A 17,812-nucleotide genomic window follows, 5' to 3' on the forward strand; every position below is an offset into this window, starting at 1 on the left:
TAACCAACTGAACTACCGCTGCACGTAAGAATCTATAACGTAAAGGCTTGGTGGGCGCTGACGGGATCGAACCGCCGACATTCTGCTTGTAAGGCAGACGCTCTACCAACTGAGCTAAGCGCCCTTAACGTCTTTATCGTTTGTGAGGTGCATTATAGAGAATCTTTACCGCCTGTCAAACGCTTTTAGGCTTGTTTTCATTTTTTTGTGACTGAGTGATTAAAAAATAGGTGATCCGCTATAAAAACAAACAAATTCTGCAAGTTATTATAGTTTTCGAGCAAAAAATAATGTGCATTTCAACTTGTTAGCGCTGTAATCAACCTGCTCACTGTATTGATTTTTATATTGTGATAGATGCAACTTTATGCAATCAACTTACACCATCAACCAAGTACACCTAAGCTATTTAAATCTAATTTGTGTTCAGAAATATAAACCAGTGCTTTTTCTGGAATCAGTTCAAACAATTCTAAAATATCGTGGTTACGCATCCGAATACAGCCATGCGATGCTGGGATGCCCATCGGTTCTGTGTCTGGTGTGCCATGTATATAGATATAACGCTGAAAAGTATCGCAGCCGATGCCCTGATTAAATCCCTCTTGCAAACCGCTCAGCCATAAAATACGGCTTAAAATCCAGTCCCGTTCAGGAAATTGTTCGGCTAAATCTAAACTGTAAATTTCACCTGTGGGTTGTCGCGCAATGAACACTGCATTTTCAGGTTCATTTTCACCAAATTTTAAAGCGACTTCATGCCAACCACGCGGTGTTTTACCACTATTTTCAGTTTCACCAATTCCATTCACCCCGCTAGAAATGACATAAAATTTCTGATGCTTCGGCAAATATAGAGTTTGCTCAGCCAAATCAATCAAAATATCTGCTTGTGTGTATAAAAAAGACATTGCGTACCCTATTGTTCTTCTTTCTTGAGCGGTTGTGGTTCAGGACGTAACCACAACCAAATACACACCACCAACATGGTGGTATTGGTAAAAACTTTGACCGCAACAGGTGCTGTTGTAAACAGCATGATCACGGCACTGATACTCATCATGATCGTTGCTAACCATTTGGCTTTACGCGGTACTGTGCCATTGGCACGCCAATCTCTGAGTGTACTGCCATATTTAGGATGATTCAGCAACCAGTTATCCATTTGCGGCCAACCACGCGACGATGCCCAAGCTGCTAAAATCAAGAAAACAGTAGTAGGCATGCCTGGCAGCAATGCACCAATAAAGCCAAGGATGACAAAGATCACCACTAAACTTCGCCATAACAAGCTTTGCATACCACTGTCCCAAACTACGAATTGCGGTAGTATAAAGCGTTTTTTAATTTTCCGTTGTAATTATGCATTTTTCAGTATGGATTCATAATGATTGAGTTGCATCAACCCGAACTTCTGCCCGAAGTCTGGCTGACTTATAAAACCCCGCTTATCCGTCAGTTGGCTTTTAGCGTGGCCAGTCCGAATATTTTATGTACTGTTCCAGAGCAATTGCCCATTCAACATGCTTTTGAATTCCATTCAGATGCTTTTTGGCAAAAGCATTATCAAGCTTATCAATCACGTTTAGCCTATTTGGATTCTCATCCCGAAGCGGTTTACGACTTTTTAAATCAACTGAAAAGTACCCGTTTAGGCTTACGCTTTGAAATGTTGATGTGGTTTTGGCTGCGAGATCGTGACTATCATCCCTTTGAATTATTAGGACACAGCATTCAAATTATTGATGGCGCTAGAACCGTAGGGGAACTGGATTTTTTACTGCGCAACCATGACACACAGCAGGTTGAACACTGGGAAGTCGCATTAAAATACTATTTAGCCGAAGCGGATTGCTCTTTGGCACACTGGTATGGTTTAAACCGCTCCGATACTTTGGTGCGTAAATTAAATCATTTTAGTCAAAAGCAATTTCAATTTAAGCAAGCCTTAGATGTGCCAATTCAACGTCGCTTAGCCGTACTCAAAGGACAATTATATTTAGCTACGTATCACTTGGCACAATCATCCACAACACTTACGCCACACTGGATCAATCGCGCTCGGCGTTTAGGTCTTTGGGGAAGTGATATTCCTGCTCAAGCTGAACAATTTTATCGCCTACAACGACATGAATGGATTTGCCAAAATACTCAAGCCAGTAGCCTACCGAATCAATGGTGGGGAGATGGTTTATACTATCAAGAAGCCCATTCACAATTTTATATGTATCGTGCTGCATCGCTGATTAGCTATCCTCCATTAACACACTGAATAACTGTTTCAACATTTTATTACGCAAGCACCATAAAAGTTGACTATTTATTATTCTGTTTATTTCCTAAGCTAAAAAACACATCAAAATAAACTATCTAGAGTATATTGGAGATAATCATGAAAAAAATTCTAGCGACTTCACTGTTACTGACCTTTATTTTAACGGGTTGTAATACAATTAAAGGTGTGGGCGAAGACGTATCTTCTGCAGGTAATGCGGTAAGTAACACTGCTGAAAAAACCCAACAAGAAATTCGAAAATAATTCTGACAATTTCAGAAAGATCTTCACAAAACCATAAAAAACCTTGTCCGAGAACAAGGTTTTTTCACGCTAAAAATTTCACTTTTGTTGCATTATTCCCCTATTATTAGCACTTACTCTTGATAAACGTCTGAAACTCTCATGACCTCTTCTGCTACTCTGGATTTAAGCCTGCAGCTTTTACGCCAACCGTCTGTCACTCCTGTCGATCACAACTGTCAAAATCTCATGGCAGAACGCTTAGAAAAAATTGGATTTAAGATTGAAACTATGCGTTTTGATGATGTAGATAACCTATGGGCACGTAAAGGCACAGAAGCACCCGTCTTTTGCTTTGCAGGTCATACCGATGTTGTCCCTACAGGCAATTTAGACGCATGGAATACCGATCCATTCGTACCTGAAATTCGTGATGGCAAGCTTTATGGTCGTGGCAGTGCCGACATGAAAACAGCATTGGCAGCTATGGTGGTTGCCTCTGAACGCTTTGTTGCTAAACATCCTGACCACAAAGGTTCAATTGCTTTTTTGATCACCTCTGATGAGGAAGGCCCCTCTATTAACGGCACCGTAAAAGTCGTTGAAATGTTGGAAGGACGTCAGGAAAAAATGACTTGGTGTTTGGTGGGTGAACCTTCAAGTACTCATAAATTAGGCGACATTATTAAAAATGGGCGTCGTGGTTCACTGAATGGTGTCTTGACTGTAAAAGGCAAACAAGGTCATGTGGCTTATCCACACTTGGCAATTAACCCGATTCATACCGCGTCTAAAGCCATTGCGGAACTTTGTGAAACGGTGTGGGATCATGGTAATGAATACTTCCCTGCCACCTCATTTCAAATTTCAAATATTCAAGCAGGAACAGGTGCGACCAATGTTGTCCCAGGGAATATGACTGTGACCTTTAACTTCCGTTATTCGACTGAAGTGACTGCAGATGAGCTAAAAGCACGTGTGTTGGAAATTTTAGATCGCCATCAAGTGGATTATGAAATCGAGTGGACGCTTTCAGGTTTGCCATTTTTAACCCCTGTGGGCGAATTGGTCAATGCTGCACGTCAGGCCATTCGCAATGTCACAGGTGTTGAAACAGAATTATCGACCAGTGGCGGTACGTCTGATGGTCGTTTTATTGCGCCAACAGGTGCGCAAGTATTGGAATTAGGCGTACTCAATGCCACCATTCACCAAATTAACGAGCACGTTGATGTAGCGGATTTAGAACCCTTAGCCGAAATTTATGAGCAGATTTTAGAAGGGTTACTCACTTAAATTTGATAAGAATTAGTTACACAAAACAGAAAAGGAACTCAAATAGAGTTCCTTTTCTGTTTTACAACATAGAAAATTGCGTTTAAGCCGTCAAGTTTTCTTGAATGTATTGCAAATTCGGTACATGAAAGACCTGCTCACCCATACGGACATATTGGAATACCGCAGGATCAGTCGTGGTTTGTTGGTCATCATCTACCACTTCAGAAATACGCAAGCGCAGTGTTTTAGGCATTTCATTGCACATCAAAGCAAAACGCTGTTCCATTTCGTCACCTTCAATCACCAGTGCCACGCCCATTTTTTTCTCTGGGTCGTTGACAGCATAAACAGGCAATTGCGATTCGTGCCATTCTACAGTTTTAACTTGAGTGGCGTTATCCAGCGCTGACAACACAATATTTTGAGGTATCAGCATCGGTTGTTTACCATGACATTCAACAATATAAGCATCAATAAAACCGGTAGATACGGTAATTAAATGTTGCAGCTCTTGCTGACTGATTTGCCCGAGTAAATTTGGACTATTCGTCTGACTCATCGTTTACCCCTGACTGACTGCTAATAATTGTTCAATATTGGCAAGCAATTCTGCCTCTTGGAACGGTTTACCCATGTAATGCGTCACACCTAAGCTAAACGCTCGTTCGCGGTGTTTTTCACCTGTACGTGACGTAATCATGATGATCGGCAGATTGCTATGCATGTCGTGGTGGCGTACGAGGTTAGTTACCTCAAAACCATCCATACGTGGCATTTCAATATCCAGTAACATCAAGTCAGGTTTGACGTTTTCAAGCTGCTCCATGGCATCGACACCATCTTTGGCAGTCACGATGTCATAACCTTGTCGCTCAAGCAGACGTGAAGTTACTTTACGTACGGTGACTGAGTCATCCACAATCATAATTAAGCGGCGCGTATTACGACGCTGGATTTCACGTTGATCGCTGGCTTGTTTAGTACGGTGCGTTGCAAGAATTTGACGGGCAATGTTCTGACCATCCAAAATCAAACAAACTTGACCATCCCCCAAAATAGTTGCGCCTGCAATTGCACCAATACTTGAGAACTGCTGTCCAATTGGCTTCACAACAATTTGACCACGCGAACCAATCAACTGATCGACCAACAAGGCAATCGTTTGACCTGTACTGCCTTTAATTAACAGTACTGGCAGTGAATGCCCTACATGGCTTAAACGAGGTAATGGCTGATTGCCAACGAATTCAGATAAATAGCGTAACTTATAGTTTTGGTGATCAATTTGAAAGAAGTCTTCATTACTATTGAAGTAAGATTCCAAAGTCGTTGGTGCGATACGTACAATACGGTCAATTTGCGCCAAAGGTACAGCAAATTGTTGATCGCCAACTTTTACCATTAAGGCATCAGATACCGCAACCGTGGTTGGTACGCGAATACTGAAGGTTGTACCTTGACCTAATGTTGAATCTACAGAAACGTGACCACCAAGTGCCTTAATTTCACTTTGCACCACGTCTAAACCAACACCACGACCTGAAATTTGTGTAACCGATTGTGCTGTCGTAAAACCCGGGTGGAAAATGTATTGTAGAATTTCATTTTTATCTAAATTCTGATCGGCTTTGATTAAACCTAAGCTCAATGCTTTTTCTTTAATCTTGGCATCATCAATACCCTTACCATCATCCACAAAAGTCACCACAACATCTGTGCCTTGACGGGTAATGTTCAGTTCAATTTTACCAACTTCAGGTTTATTGGCTGCAGCACGTTGCGCAGGGTCTTCAATACCATGGTCGACCGCATTACGCAGCATGTGTTCAAACGGTGTCACCAAACGTTCAAGAATGGTACGGTCTAATTCACCTTCAGTGTTATTAACCACCAACTCTGTCGGACGGTTTAAGGTCGATGAAGTCTGACGCACAATACGTTGTAAACGTGGCAATAACCGCGAAAATGGTACAAGGCGTGTACGCATCAAGCTTTCTTGAATTTCGGCCTGAATGCGTGATTGTTGTAATAACAAGCCTTCGGCATCACGGATTTTTTCAGCCAATGTACTCTTAAAGTCCACTAAGTCTGATGCAGATTCCGCCAGTGATTTAGACAACTGATTCAACGATGAATATTGGTCCATCTCTAATGGGTCAAAATCTGCATAACGTGAGTTTTCAGAACCGTGCTTGGCAATAATTTGCGATTCTAGCTCGCCTTCCATTCGGCGTAACTGATCGGCAAGACGTTTAATCGCCAATTCCATCTCATTCAAGGTACCGCCCAGTTGCCCTAGCTCCATTTCAATACGTGAACGGTTAATCGAGTTCTCGCCGGACAAGTCAATCATCTTCTCGACTAAATCAGCAGAGATACGAATCATCTCATTGCTGTTGTCCAGCTGCGTGGTTTCGCTCCATTCACCCGACATTGCAGGTGGTTCTGTACCATCACCCTGAACAAACTCATAACTACGGCTTGGCGATAATAAGTCGGTATACGTTAAACGCTCAGGCAATTGTGCAGATACATCTACAAACTGCATCGCCGACAAGCTAGATTTTAAGCTGTCATAATTGCTGTAATCTGCATTGAAGATCGCATCACGCAACCATACCAACGTATTTTGCAACAAGGCATCATACACATTTGAGTTAAATTGATGCACCGCAAACTGTTCAAAGGCACGTTCAAGTTGATAAGCAATTTGTGCAACAGGCTCAATTTCCAACATACGCGCACCGCCTTTTAAGCTGTGTGCCGCACGTTGTAATTGAAGCAAGATACTTCGGTCACTTCGCTGTTCGAACCATTGTTTCAAACGCTGATCTGCAGCATCCAAAATTTCTTCCGCTTCTTCTCGGAAAGTTTCAAACACAACTGAATGCAATTGCTCATCTTCAGATTCAGCACTTGCTTTAAGACTTGCATCATCACCAATAACTACGTCATCTTTAGCTAAATCTGCAATCGTGTCTTGCAACACTTCTGCCGCCAACTCAGGCTGGGTATCAACATCTTCAGTTGCTTCGATACCCTGCTCAAGCTGCGCTGTAGTTGTCACACTTGCAACAGATAAATCTGCATCGCCTTGTGCCAAGCTGACAATATTGCCTAAAATCGCAATGGACTCTGGCGCAGCATAGTCAACACGCTCATCACGAATGATCTGAATACGGTCTGCAATATCATCTTGCACCAAACGGATAATTTGAATTAACGCAGGTGAAACAGCAATTTGGTTGTTAATGATACGCTCGTAAATTGACTCGAGGTTATGTGCAATTAAACCTATATGCGTCGCCGAGACCATATTTGCACCACCTTTTAATGTGTGCAAATAACGCATAAGGTTGTTTAATGCTGAAGTATCACTAGCATCTTTTGACCAAGTATTGACGTCTTCATCCATACCCACCAAAAGTTCTTCTGCTTCTTCCAAGAAAATATCCAGCAAGTCAGGATCGAAGTCTTTATTGGCATCATCGGCATGCATGTTTTGTTGATCTGACGCAATACGTTGTGACAATTGCGCCAAATTCACCGTACCCGAACTTTCGCTAGCAACTGCAGCAGGTACCGCTTCAGATTCTGCAACAACTGCTGTTTCTACAGCGTTGTCGCTCTCTGATGTTTCAGCATCTTCAAGTGCAATTGCATCAATATCTTGCTGCACGAATGCAGTTAAGTCATTTAAGGTTTTCTGAATATCTTCGGTAACCGTAACACGCTGTCCCGCAGCCAAGGTATCGAATAAATGAATAAACTCTTGGTGCGCCTGTGCAAATAACTCATAACCATATTCAGAGTTAAGCAGAATTGGTTTGGCTAAAACACTGTCGTAAGCGGCTTTAAGTTCTTCAGTAAATTGATGGATACCCACTGACGCACGGTTATCAGTATGCTCTACCAATAATTGTGCTTGTGCGCTGAGTTCTTCTAAATAGCTTGGGAATTGCGTTTGCGCCAATTTATCAAATTCAAATTCGGCATCAAGTAAACGATCGATATTCAGTTCGATAAGTTTCGACACCAAACCTTGAGGATTAGAGTCTTCCGTATCGCTGGTGCTAAAGCCGTAGCTATCCCATGCTTTATTAAAAGTTGCATAGATAACATCTAAACCATCACAGTGACCTCGACGAAGTACATGCAGATAATCACGGACAAATTCTGCATATTGCACCAACAGCGCAGTTTCTTTAGAGGTAGATTCAATTTCATCTTGCACAAATATTTTAAACAAGTTTTCAACTTTAGAACTGGCTTTAAAAACTTGATCAATTTGCGCCATAGACGAACTGCCGCGCAGTGTATGTAAAGCACGAATTAAACCGTTATAGTCTTGCGATTGAATCTGATCTTGCGCCAAGAACTGATCAATGGTTGCTAAATGCTCTTCAGCTTCTTCTACAAAAATAGCCAGAGTTTCAGCCAATAGACTCGCATCAGCAGCCGCTTCTTGTGCAACTTCTGTCTGCGTCATTTCTTCAGCAGTCATTACATCTTCAGATGATTCAACTGCTGTGACTACTGCTGTTTCAACTACAGCATCCGTCAATTCTAGTCCTGTCGGCATATCAGTTGCAGTCAGTTGATCGGCTAAAACAAGTAATTCTTCTAAGGCTGGTTCAGGACTTTGGTTTTGCTGTAATTGTTGTCCTAAAAGTACCAATGGGCGTAAATCAATATCAATGACACCCACATTTTTGAAGATTGGATACAGTTTATATTGATAAATATGGAAAACAGTTTTTGCAAATTTTTGAATATCAGTATTGAGGGTAACAGCACCCGAAAGCACACGGTTTAAAGTATCTTCTACCGTCCATGCCAATTCGCTCGCAGATTTCGCACCCACCATGCGACCCGAGCCTTTTAAAGTGTGAAAGTGACGACGAATTGTCACTAAAGTTTCTTGATCTGTTGGGTTCGCAAACCAATTTGTAAATAATGGATTTAATTCTTCGAAGATTTCTTCAATTTCTTCGATAAAAATTTCAAGAATTTCCGCATCTTGCTCAAGATAACTATCTTCAGGAAGCGTCATTGTTTCAACTAAATTTTTTAATATTTCTTTCATAGCTAAGGCTTCTTACGTTTTCAGCACCAAAAGGTACTTCAACTTAATTGTAACCATCCTGAATGCCCCTAACCCAAAAGTTAAGTTCATCTTTGCGATGCTTTATCTCTGAATGATGGTGCACCCATAACTGTGTATAGGTACACCTTTCCCCAAGCTGGAATCCGGCTTATTCAGGTAGTTTAAAGTCAGTTACAGATTCACGTAATGATTCTGCCATGTTGGCCAACTCAGATACCGAACGTGCAGTATCGAAAGTTGCACTGGTCGTTTGCGAGGTAATTTCTTGTACAACATTCATCGTGGTTGCAATGTGACCTACAGAAGCAGACTGAAGTTTTGCAGCATCCGAAATGTTAGAGATCAATTTCGCAAGGTTGGTCGATACCGTTTGAATCTCATCCAGTGCAACACCCGCATCCTTAGATAAGTTCGCACCACGTACAACTTCAGATGTGGTTAGTTCCATCGAAATTACGGCTTCGTTGGTATCGGTCTGAATGGTTTTAACCAGTGTTTCAATCTGCTTAGTTGCAGATGCTGAACGTTCAGCTAGACGCTGTACCTCATCGGCTACGACTGCGAAACCACGACCAGCTTCACCCGCCATAGACGCCTGAATTGCGGCGTTTAATGCCAAAATGTTAGTTTGGTCGGCAATATCGTTAATCAAGGCAACGATGTTACCAATCTCTTGTGAAGATTCACCCAAACGCTTAATACGCTTTGAGGTTTCTTGAATCTGCTCACGAATGATATCCATACCTTCGATTGAACGGTTTACAACGTCTGCACCATTCGATGCAATATGTACTGAACGTTCTGCTACCGCTGCTGATTCTTCAGCGTTGGCAGATACTTGGTCAATTGACATTGCCATTTCGTTAATTGCGGCAGATGCACCGGCAATTTCTTGCGCTTGATGCTCAGATGCTTCTGCTAACTGGTTAGTAATGTTCTGTGTGGTTGCCGTATATTGTGCAACTTCGTGCGATGTTTCCTGAATACGCGATACAAGGTCACGTAATTGGTCAATCGCAAAGTTAATCGAGTCAGCAATTGCACCCGTGAAGTCTTCCGATACTGTTGCATAAGAACGTAAGTCACCATCCGCAAGGTCGGCAATTTCATCGAGTAAACGTAAAATCGCGTTCTGATTACGGTCATATTCATCTTGTAGACGAACCACGCGAGCTTTATCGGCTTCACCACGTAAACCAAGTAATTTGAATACACAGAACAAGAATGCAAGTAATGCTGCAATCAAGCCAATTGCAGGAATCGCAATAGACCAACCTGAACCGCCAGACAATTTATTTAAATTGGTTAAAAGTTTATCTGACTGGTTAAAAATAGAAGAGGAAGCCTGACGTACTTTTACAATTTGCGTTGAGTTCTTTAAAACCGTTGCAGCAGCAGATTTCAATACATCTTCATATTCTGCTTGAATGCTTTCTAATGAACTACGTAAATCTTCTTGAGTAATACGTTGTACACCCAGTTCTGCACTACCATTCAACTGCGCTGCTAAGTAAGCACCAAATGTTTCGATATCGGCACTAAAGTCATCTGCAGATTCACGAGAACTGTCTGTACCTGTCAATACAGAATTGATTGAACGTAAAATACGCTCTGCAATGAATACTTGGTTCTTTGCAATAACCACCTGGCTACTTGGCATGTCTTGACGTGCCATTTGGTCAACCATCAAATTATATTCCGCCTGAATACCAGGGATGGTTTCACTAATTGCAATGCTCGTGTCATAAAGCTGGTTAATAATTTTTTGTTGTGAAGCAATTAAATCAATATTTTCAGAAATTGATTTCCACTGTGTTTCTACATCACGCAAGGTATCTGTATTTGGATGAATGTCTTTCACTGTTTCTAAGTTATCAGCAAAGGCTTTTTGTGAATCTGTTAAATTTTTAATCGATTCAGGTGTACCTGATGCAGTCGCTTCAGTTGCTTGACGAGAAATGGTTTGTGACAACAGACGTAATTCACCCAAACTACGGGTAAAGTCGTTATTACGCGGCACGCTATAAAAAAGGTATAGCAACAGGAAAAGCGATAAGATGATACAAAAAGCTGCACCTAAAATAAGTGGCTTAGATTTTTCTGTTTCGCCAAATACACTCGCAAACTCTTCTGTTCGCGCCTGTAATTTTGCAAAAAAACCTGAACCACTTGCTTTACGGACGGTTTCTTCGCCTGGATTTTTCTTTTTAAGTTTAAAGCCCATACAGCTTCTCCCCGATTGACGCCTTCATTTTTAGGTGCGCGACAGTTAATTTATAAATTTTATAGATGCGTTCATGTATTTTGGGTTTTGCAATAAACGACTAAATAAGAAAACATGCCATTGTTGGTTATGTTGGTGAAAATACCCCTGACAATATTCTTGTAAATTACTATCTAAATCATTGTGTTTAGAAAAGAAACTTTTCTTATTAAAGTGCTGTATACCCAAAACTTGATCTACAATTAAACCGACATAATGGTCATTATGACTAATACACATTACTTTTTGAGTAGGTGAATATTGGCTACTTTGCCCAGAAACATAATGTGCCAAATCTGAAACTGAAAGTAATCTTCCACGAATATTCGCTAGACCTACTACCCAAGGTTGGGTATTTGGTACTGGCGTATATTTCGGTGGATAAATAACCTCAGAAACCTCTCCTAATGGAGCAACGAAATATTGCCCCATCATCTCAAAAGCAATACCTGACCAGCGGTTTACCTCATTTTCGGTACTAACGTAGTTTTTGTTTCCACGTTTAGATAACCGAAGTAATTCAATAAAACCATTTGCAGCCATAGCTTATCCTACATTAAGGTGTTGATTAATCACATTAACTAATTGTTTTTCGTCAACAGGCTTAGTTAAGTAATCGCTCGCACCTTGGCGTTTCCCCCAAACACGATCGGTTGCCTGATCTTTAGTACTCACAATTACAATTGGAATGTGTTTGGTGGTATCACCACGCGAAATTTGACGTGTTGCCTGAAAGCCGTTCACGCCTGGCATAACTACATCCATTAATATTAAATCTGGTAATTCCGCTTGCGCCATGGTCACGCCATCTGCACCATTCGCTGCTTCAATGACATCAAAACCATGCTTGGTCAAGATTTCTCTAAAGCGGAATGTTTCTGTAGGTGAATCATCTACAATAAGAATACGAGCCATTATTTCCCCCAATAAATCTAACTAACTAATAATTACGCGGTCACGTGGTTACGAATGGCGTTTAATAATTCATCTTTACTAAATGGTTTAGTCAGATACTCATCAGAACCCACAACACGTCCTTTGGCTTGATCAAACAAACCATCTTTACTTGATAGCATAATGACAGGAATGTTTTGGTAGTTTTGCGAGTTTTTAATCAAGGCACACGTTTGGTAACCATCTAGGCGCGGCATCATAATATCTACGAATACGATATCTGGATTTGATTCGGCAATTTTGGATAATGCCTCAAATCCATCAACTGCGGTAACCACTTCACAACCTTCACGCTGTAGAAGTGTTTCAGCTGTACGGCGAATGGTTTTTGAATCATCAATCACCATGACTTTTAGATTTTGGAATTTATCGTCCATTCAATGACCCTTCCCATTTTTGTTTGCACAAGCAACTGAGTAGAAAATTTTTACATATTGATGGTATTTTTAACATATCTTTACTTGTAGTTTCAATGAACATATTTAGTGTAAAACTACACTTTTACACCATTATCACCAAACCGCTCACACTTTCGTGTGACCATTGATATTTTTTTATCGGTTGTATTTTTCTAATTCCTAAATTTTGATCTAATATAACACTATTATTACGTGTAATTTAAGTAATTTAGTCAACTTTATTGTGGGGGACAACGTGAGTACTTTTTTTGCAAAATCACTCGCTGTCAAATTAAAACAAACTAAGCAGTCACTCAAATTGGGTATGCTTGCTTTACTGCTCTTTCCCTCTGCCCCACTCATGGCTGACAACCAGAACAAAGCGGTGTGGTACCGCTATTATGATCAACAGGGCGTTGCGAATATTAGTAGTAATGTGACACCTAATCATATTCGTCACGGCTATGAAGCATTAGACCGTAACATGCAAGTGATTCAGCGTGCACGTCCATATAGCACCGAAGCGGATATTAAAAAAGCTCCACAACGCGCTGCTCAAGCGTATCAAATGGAATCTGATCAGCGTTTAAAAAAAGCCTATACCAATAGTCAAACCGCAATCACTAAACGTAATAACGCTTTAGCTCATATTAAAAAGCAAATTGCTTTCCAACAAGAACAACTCAAACAGTTGCAAAATGACCGTATTACTTTTAAACGTCAAGAAATGGAGTATCTACGCAAAGTCAAACCTGCGCCTGCACAACTAAAAACCAATTTGGACAATAACTTGAAAAACATCGAGCTTAAAAAAGATATGATTCAATCTTTACAAACAAGCTATCGAAATACACAAGCAGAATACGACAAAATTATTACTCGCTTAAAAGCTCTTGAATAGTTGATTTGAATTACATTGTCATTTTGGCAATTATTAAGGACAAATATGCATGCACATTGCACAGCGTATCGCAGTTAGGTTTAATCTGCATTATTTACCCATTTTTCGTATCGCTACAATCGGCTTATGTATTTTAGTGAGTGCCTGCCAAAAATCAGAAACTGAAAATAAAACAATAGCATCAGAAAAAGTAGAACTCATTCAGCAAGATTTAGTGACCCCACAACAAGGCAGTGCAATCAGTAAAACTGCCTTTACCGGGACAGTGCGTGCAGTCAATCAAAGTAGTATTCAAGCACAGGTGATTGCCACAGCAACTTTAGTCTATGTCAAAATAGGCGATAGCGTACAACGTGGTCAAACCTTGCTGCGCTTGAATAATCAGGATAATGCTTCGCGTTTGGCACAAGCTCGCGCAAATTTAGCTGCAACGCAAGCACAAGCCAACCAAGCCCGAAACATGATGCAACGAAAAAAGCGTTTGCTCGATCAGGGTTTTATTTCACAAGTGGAATATGAGCAAAGTCAGTTAGATTACCGTGCACAAATGGAAAATGTACGTGCCCAACAAGCCAATGTCGATATAGCACTAAAAGCCGATCAAGATGGTACGATTACCAGTCCAATTCATGGTGTCATTACCCAACGTCAAGTTGAGCCTGGGCAAACTGTGGCTGCAGGACAAACCTTATTTGAAATCGTCGATCCGAACCAATTAGAAATTCAAGCAAAATTACCAAGCGACTTACAAGCCGCACTCAAAATTGGTCAAAAAATTGAATATCAACTACAAGGACAAGCAACCATATTTAATGCACAAATTAGTCGCGTTTCCCCTGTAGCAGATTTAGCCAGTCGTCAAATCGAGTTTTTTGCGACCCCGCTTGAGCGTCTTCCATCTTTAAGTATTGGGGCATTTGTGGATGGTTATATTTTAGCGAACAGCACAATTTCAGGGCAAATCATTCCACTCAATACCATTCACGATATCCCAAACAAACCTTATGTTTGGGTGATTCGAGATCAAAAAATTGCCCGTGTTGATATCACAGTTTTAGAACAACGCTACAGTGATAATACTGCTGTGATTCAAGGCTTAAAGAACAATGATCTAGTAAGTCGAGTGGTATTTAGCCCCGATCAAATCCAGCAGCAGGTGATCATTCAGAATAACCCTCAATAATTAGAATTTCATCTCAATGTCGTAGTGCAGATGTCCAATAAATAAAAAATCAGGATCGTTGTATGTGGTTTACCCGAGTTAGCGTCAAGTATCCCGTTTTTACCATCATGATGATGTTTTGTCTGATGGTGCTTGGCTTGGCTTCATGGCAACGTATGGGCGTGGAAGAATTTCCTGACGTCGATTTTCCATTTGTAGTCGTTTATACAAGCTATCCAGGGGCATCACCTGAAACAGTTGAGTCTGAAATCACCAAGAAAATGGAAGATCAGATCAACACCATTTCAGGTTTAAAACAATTGGTTTCACAATCCAGTGAAGGGTTATCTACCATTATAGCCGAATTTAATTTAGATGTTCCTTCGGCAGTGGCGGCACAAGATGTACGCGATAAAATTTCCTCAGTCAGTGCAGGTTTTCGAGATGAAATTCAAGACCCTGTAGTGGAGCGCTACGACCCAACAGCCAATGCGGTTCTGTCGATTGTCTTTGAATCCTCACAAATGTCCTTGCGCGATCTAAGTTCCTATCTAGATCAGCAGGTTGTGCCACAACTGCGTACCGTACCTGGCGTCGGGACAGTCAATTTATTGGGTGATGCACAGCGACAAATTCGGATTGAGGTCGATCCACAAAAATTAATGAGTTTTGGTTTAGGTGTGGATCAAGTGATCAATACCCTAAAAGCTGAAAATATTGAAGTGCCAGGCGGTACACTCAAACAAGCTAATAGTGAATTGGTGGTCGAAATTCAATCCAAAGTCATTCACCCTCTGGCTTTTGGCGATTTGATTATTGCCAATAAAAATGGTGCGCCAATCTTTTTAAAACAAGTAGCCACAATTCAAGACAGTCAGGCAGAGCTGGAAACCAGTGCGTTTCTAAATGGGCAAACTGCGGTTGCTGTCGATATCTTGCGTAGTTCAGACTCTAATATTATTGAAGTGGTAGATAACACCCACAAAACCTTAGAACGTATTCAAACCCAACTACCTGCAGGCATGACTGCAAAAGTCGTGGCTGATTCTTCTAAAGGGATTCGTGGCAGTATCCGTGATGTAGCGCGCACCATTATTGAGGGTGCGATTTTGGCAGTCCTGATTGTACTATTGTTTCTTGGTTCATTCCGTTCTACCGCCATTACAGGATTGACCCTACCCATCGCCCTACTCGGCACACTCACCTTTATTTGGGCATTTGGCTTTACCATCAACATGATGACCTTACTGGCACTCTCGCTCAGTATTGGCTTATTGATTGATGATGCAATTGTGGTTCGTGAAAATATTGTGCGTCATGCCGATATGGGGAAAGACCATGTCACGGCCGCCTTAGATGGCACCAAAGAAATTGGCTTGGCGGTTTTAGCAACCACTCTGACCATTGTTGCAGTATTTTTACCTGTAGCATTTATGGGCGGGATAATCGGACGCTTTTTCTATCAATTTGGTGTAACCGTCAGTACTGCAGTGCTGATTTCCATGTTTGTCAGTTTTACCCTAGACCCAATGTTATCTGCACATTGGGCTGAAAAACCCAATCCCGATAAACAACCTGGACGAATAAAACGCTTCTTAAATTGGATTTCCAACAAACTCGACAATTTAAGTCATCATTATGAAAAACTTTTAAAATTAGCGCTACGATTTCGCGTTATTACCTTATTGATTGCCGTAGCTTCATTATTTGCCGCACTCGGATTATCCAAACTAATTGGCACAGAGTTTGTACCTGTACCTGACAAAGGTGAAATTCGGATTAAATTTGAAACACCTGTGGATGCCTCTCTTGAATATTCACAAGCAAAATTAAAACAAGTAGACCAAATCATCCGTCAACACCCTGAAGTACGTGCGACTTACGGGGCAATTAACAGCGTGACAGATCGCGGGAAAAATCATGTTAACTTGCGTGTTACTGTCAGCCCGCGTAATGAACGTCAACAAACGCTGACTGAACTCAATAATGAATTCCGCCAACGTCTACAAAGTATTGCAGGCATCACCATCACCTCTGTCGCATCTGCCGATGAAACAGTTTCGGGGGGGCAAAAACCTGTGATGGTGTCCATTAAAGGTCCTGATTTAGCAGAGTTACAAAAAATTTCTGACCGCTTTATGAAAGAAATTGCTCAGGTGGAGGGTATTGTCGATTTAGAAAGCTCGCTAAAAGCCCCTAAACCTACATTAGGTGTTCATATAAACCGCGTGCTTGCTAGCGATTTGGGGCTATCGGTGAATCAAATTGCCAATATTATCCGACCACTCATTGCAGGGGATGATGTCACTACATGGCAAGATGAACATGGCGAAACCTACGATGTTAATGTTCGCCTTACAGAAAACCGTCGTAGCTTGCCGAGCGATGTGCAAAATATGTATTTAACTTCACAAAAAACCGATGCCAATGGACAAAATATTTTAGTGCCTTTGGCAAGTGTGGCTAAGTTTGAGGAAAGTTTAGGTGCAGCACAAATCAACCGCCGTGATTTAGCCCGTGAAGTTTTGGTCGAAGCAAACACCGCAGGACGTCCTGCAGGTGACATTGGTGCCGACATTGAAAAAATTCAGGACAACTTTAAATTACCCGCAGGTTATAGCTTCGATACACAAGGTGCCAATGCCGACATGGCTGAATCTGCAGGTTATGCGCTGACTGCTATTACCCTATCTATTGTGTTTATTTATATCGTTTTAGGGTCGCAATTCAACAGTTTCATTCACCCCGCTGCAATTATGGCTTCTCTGCCTTTATCACTGATTGGGGTATTCTTGGCACTGTTTATTTTTAACTCGACCATGAACCTGTTTTCTATTATTGGTATTATTATGCTGATGGGATTGGTAACCAAAAACGCAATTTTGCTGATTGATTTTATTAAAAAAGCCATGGATCAGGGAGAGTCACGTTATGATGCAATTATTGCTGCAGGAAAAACCCGTTTACGTCCCATTTTAATGACCACCAGTGCAATGGTGATGGGGATGGTGCCACTGGCACTTGGCTTGGGTGAAGGCGGTGAACAAAGTGCACCAATGGCACATGCAGTCATTGGCGGTGTGATGACATCTACCCTGCTCACCTTGGTGGTTGTACCTGTTATTTTCACTTACTTAGATGATTTTAAGAATTTTATGTTACGCCAAACACGTAAACTGATCTCTTAAAATCTCGCACAAATTCACACAAACGTTGGGCTAAATTTTAACG

At 41.2% G+C, this 17,812-nt stretch carries 14 protein-coding genes and 1 tRNA gene; 6 read left to right on the top strand and 9 right to left on the bottom strand.

Annotation, left to right across the window (positions count from 1 at the left end; translation table 11 throughout):
• Positions 1–48: 48 nt before the first annotated feature.
• The 3 genes from B2W49_RS03935 to B2W49_RS03945 all read right to left on the bottom strand — a co-directional run bounded on the left by B2W49_RS03935 (position 49) and on the right by B2W49_RS03945 (position 1,300).
• A tRNA-Val gene (locus tag B2W49_RS03935) sits at positions 49–124 on the bottom strand.
• A 262-nt stretch (positions 125–386) separates the two neighbouring features.
• Complete coding sequence (gene elsL, locus B2W49_RS03940; RefSeq protein WP_291334724.1) at positions 387–911, bottom strand: cell wall-recycling L,D-carboxypeptidase ElsL; 525 nt, start codon at positions 909–911, stop codon at positions 387–389.
• A gap of 8 nt (positions 912–919) precedes the next feature.
• Positions 920–1,300, bottom strand: coding sequence for a YbaN family protein (locus B2W49_RS03945; RefSeq protein ID WP_291334726.1), 381 nt, complete (start codon positions 1,298–1,300; stop codon positions 920–922).
• Between the two features lie 87 nt (positions 1,301–1,387).
• Here B2W49_RS03945 and B2W49_RS03950 point away from each other — a divergent pair, with 87 nt between their 5' ends.
• The 3 genes from B2W49_RS03950 to dapE all read left to right on the top strand — a co-directional run bounded on the left by B2W49_RS03950 (position 1,388) and on the right by dapE (position 3,814).
• Entirely contained in the window at positions 1,388–2,272 is an 885-nt protein-coding gene (locus tag B2W49_RS03950) for a DUF1853 family protein (protein WP_291334728.1), read from the top strand.
• Positions 2,273–2,392: 120 nt separating this feature from the next.
• Positions 2,393–2,539: an entericidin A/B family lipoprotein gene (locus tag B2W49_RS03955; RefSeq protein WP_070152591.1), complete on the top strand. Its 147-nt coding sequence runs from the start codon at positions 2,393–2,395 to the stop codon at positions 2,537–2,539.
• Positions 2,540–2,680: 141 nt separating this feature from the next.
• On the top strand, positions 2,681–3,814 hold the full coding sequence (gene dapE / locus B2W49_RS03960) for a succinyl-diaminopimelate desuccinylase (protein ID WP_291334732.1): 1,134 nt from the start codon (positions 2,681–2,683) through the stop codon (positions 3,812–3,814).
• Positions 3,815–3,896: 82 nt separating this feature from the next.
• Here the strand turns inward: dapE and B2W49_RS03965 are convergent, their stop codons facing one another.
• The 6 genes from B2W49_RS03965 to pilG form a co-directional block, all read right to left on the bottom strand.
• Positions 3,897–4,355 (bottom strand): hypothetical protein, encoded by a 459-nt coding sequence (locus B2W49_RS03965; protein WP_167846162.1) that lies wholly within the window; start codon positions 4,353–4,355, stop codon positions 3,897–3,899.
• Positions 4,356–4,358: 3 nt separating this feature from the next.
• On the bottom strand, positions 4,359–8,882 hold the full coding sequence (locus B2W49_RS03970) for an Hpt domain-containing protein (RefSeq protein ID WP_291334734.1): 4,524 nt from the start codon (positions 8,880–8,882) through the stop codon (positions 4,359–4,361).
• Between the two features lie 169 nt (positions 8,883–9,051).
• Positions 9,052–11,127, bottom strand: coding sequence for a methyl-accepting chemotaxis protein (locus B2W49_RS03975; RefSeq protein ID WP_291334736.1), 2,076 nt, complete (start codon positions 11,125–11,127; stop codon positions 9,052–9,054).
• A gap of 45 nt (positions 11,128–11,172) precedes the next feature.
• Positions 11,173–11,709, bottom strand: coding sequence for a chemotaxis protein CheW (locus B2W49_RS03980; RefSeq protein ID WP_291334738.1), 537 nt, complete (start codon positions 11,707–11,709; stop codon positions 11,173–11,175).
• Positions 11,710–11,712: 3 nt separating this feature from the next.
• The gene (locus tag B2W49_RS03985; RefSeq protein ID WP_291334740.1) at positions 11,713–12,081 is read right to left on the bottom strand and encodes a response regulator; all 369 of its coding nucleotides are present in this window, start codon (positions 12,079–12,081) and stop codon (positions 11,713–11,715) included.
• A 32-nt stretch (positions 12,082–12,113) separates the two neighbouring features.
• The gene (pilG, locus tag B2W49_RS03990) at positions 12,114–12,497 is read right to left on the bottom strand and encodes a twitching motility response regulator PilG (RefSeq protein WP_004975524.1); all 384 of its coding nucleotides are present in this window, start codon (positions 12,495–12,497) and stop codon (positions 12,114–12,116) included.
• A 277-nt stretch (positions 12,498–12,774) separates the two neighbouring features.
• Between pilG and B2W49_RS03995 the strand changes: the two genes are divergently transcribed.
• The 3 genes from B2W49_RS03995 (at position 12,775) to B2W49_RS04005 (ending at position 17,769) form a co-directional block, all read left to right on the top strand.
• Positions 12,775–13,419 carry a hypothetical protein gene (locus tag B2W49_RS03995; RefSeq protein WP_414630578.1) on the top strand — a complete coding sequence of 215 codons (645 nt, stop codon included), beginning with the start codon at positions 12,775–12,777 and terminating at the stop codon, positions 13,417–13,419.
• Between the two features lie 49 nt (positions 13,420–13,468).
• On the top strand, positions 13,469–14,602 hold the full coding sequence (locus B2W49_RS04000) for an efflux RND transporter periplasmic adaptor subunit (protein WP_291334742.1): 1,134 nt from the start codon (positions 13,469–13,471) through the stop codon (positions 14,600–14,602).
• A gap of 62 nt (positions 14,603–14,664) precedes the next feature.
• Complete coding sequence (locus B2W49_RS04005; RefSeq protein ID WP_291334744.1) at positions 14,665–17,769, top strand: efflux RND transporter permease subunit; 3,105 nt, start codon at positions 14,665–14,667, stop codon at positions 17,767–17,769.
• Positions 17,770–17,812 lie beyond the last annotated feature (43 nt).

Source organism: Acinetobacter sp. UBA801, assembly GCA_002296655.1.
Classification (GTDB): Bacteria; Pseudomonadota; Gammaproteobacteria; order Pseudomonadales; family Moraxellaceae; genus Acinetobacter.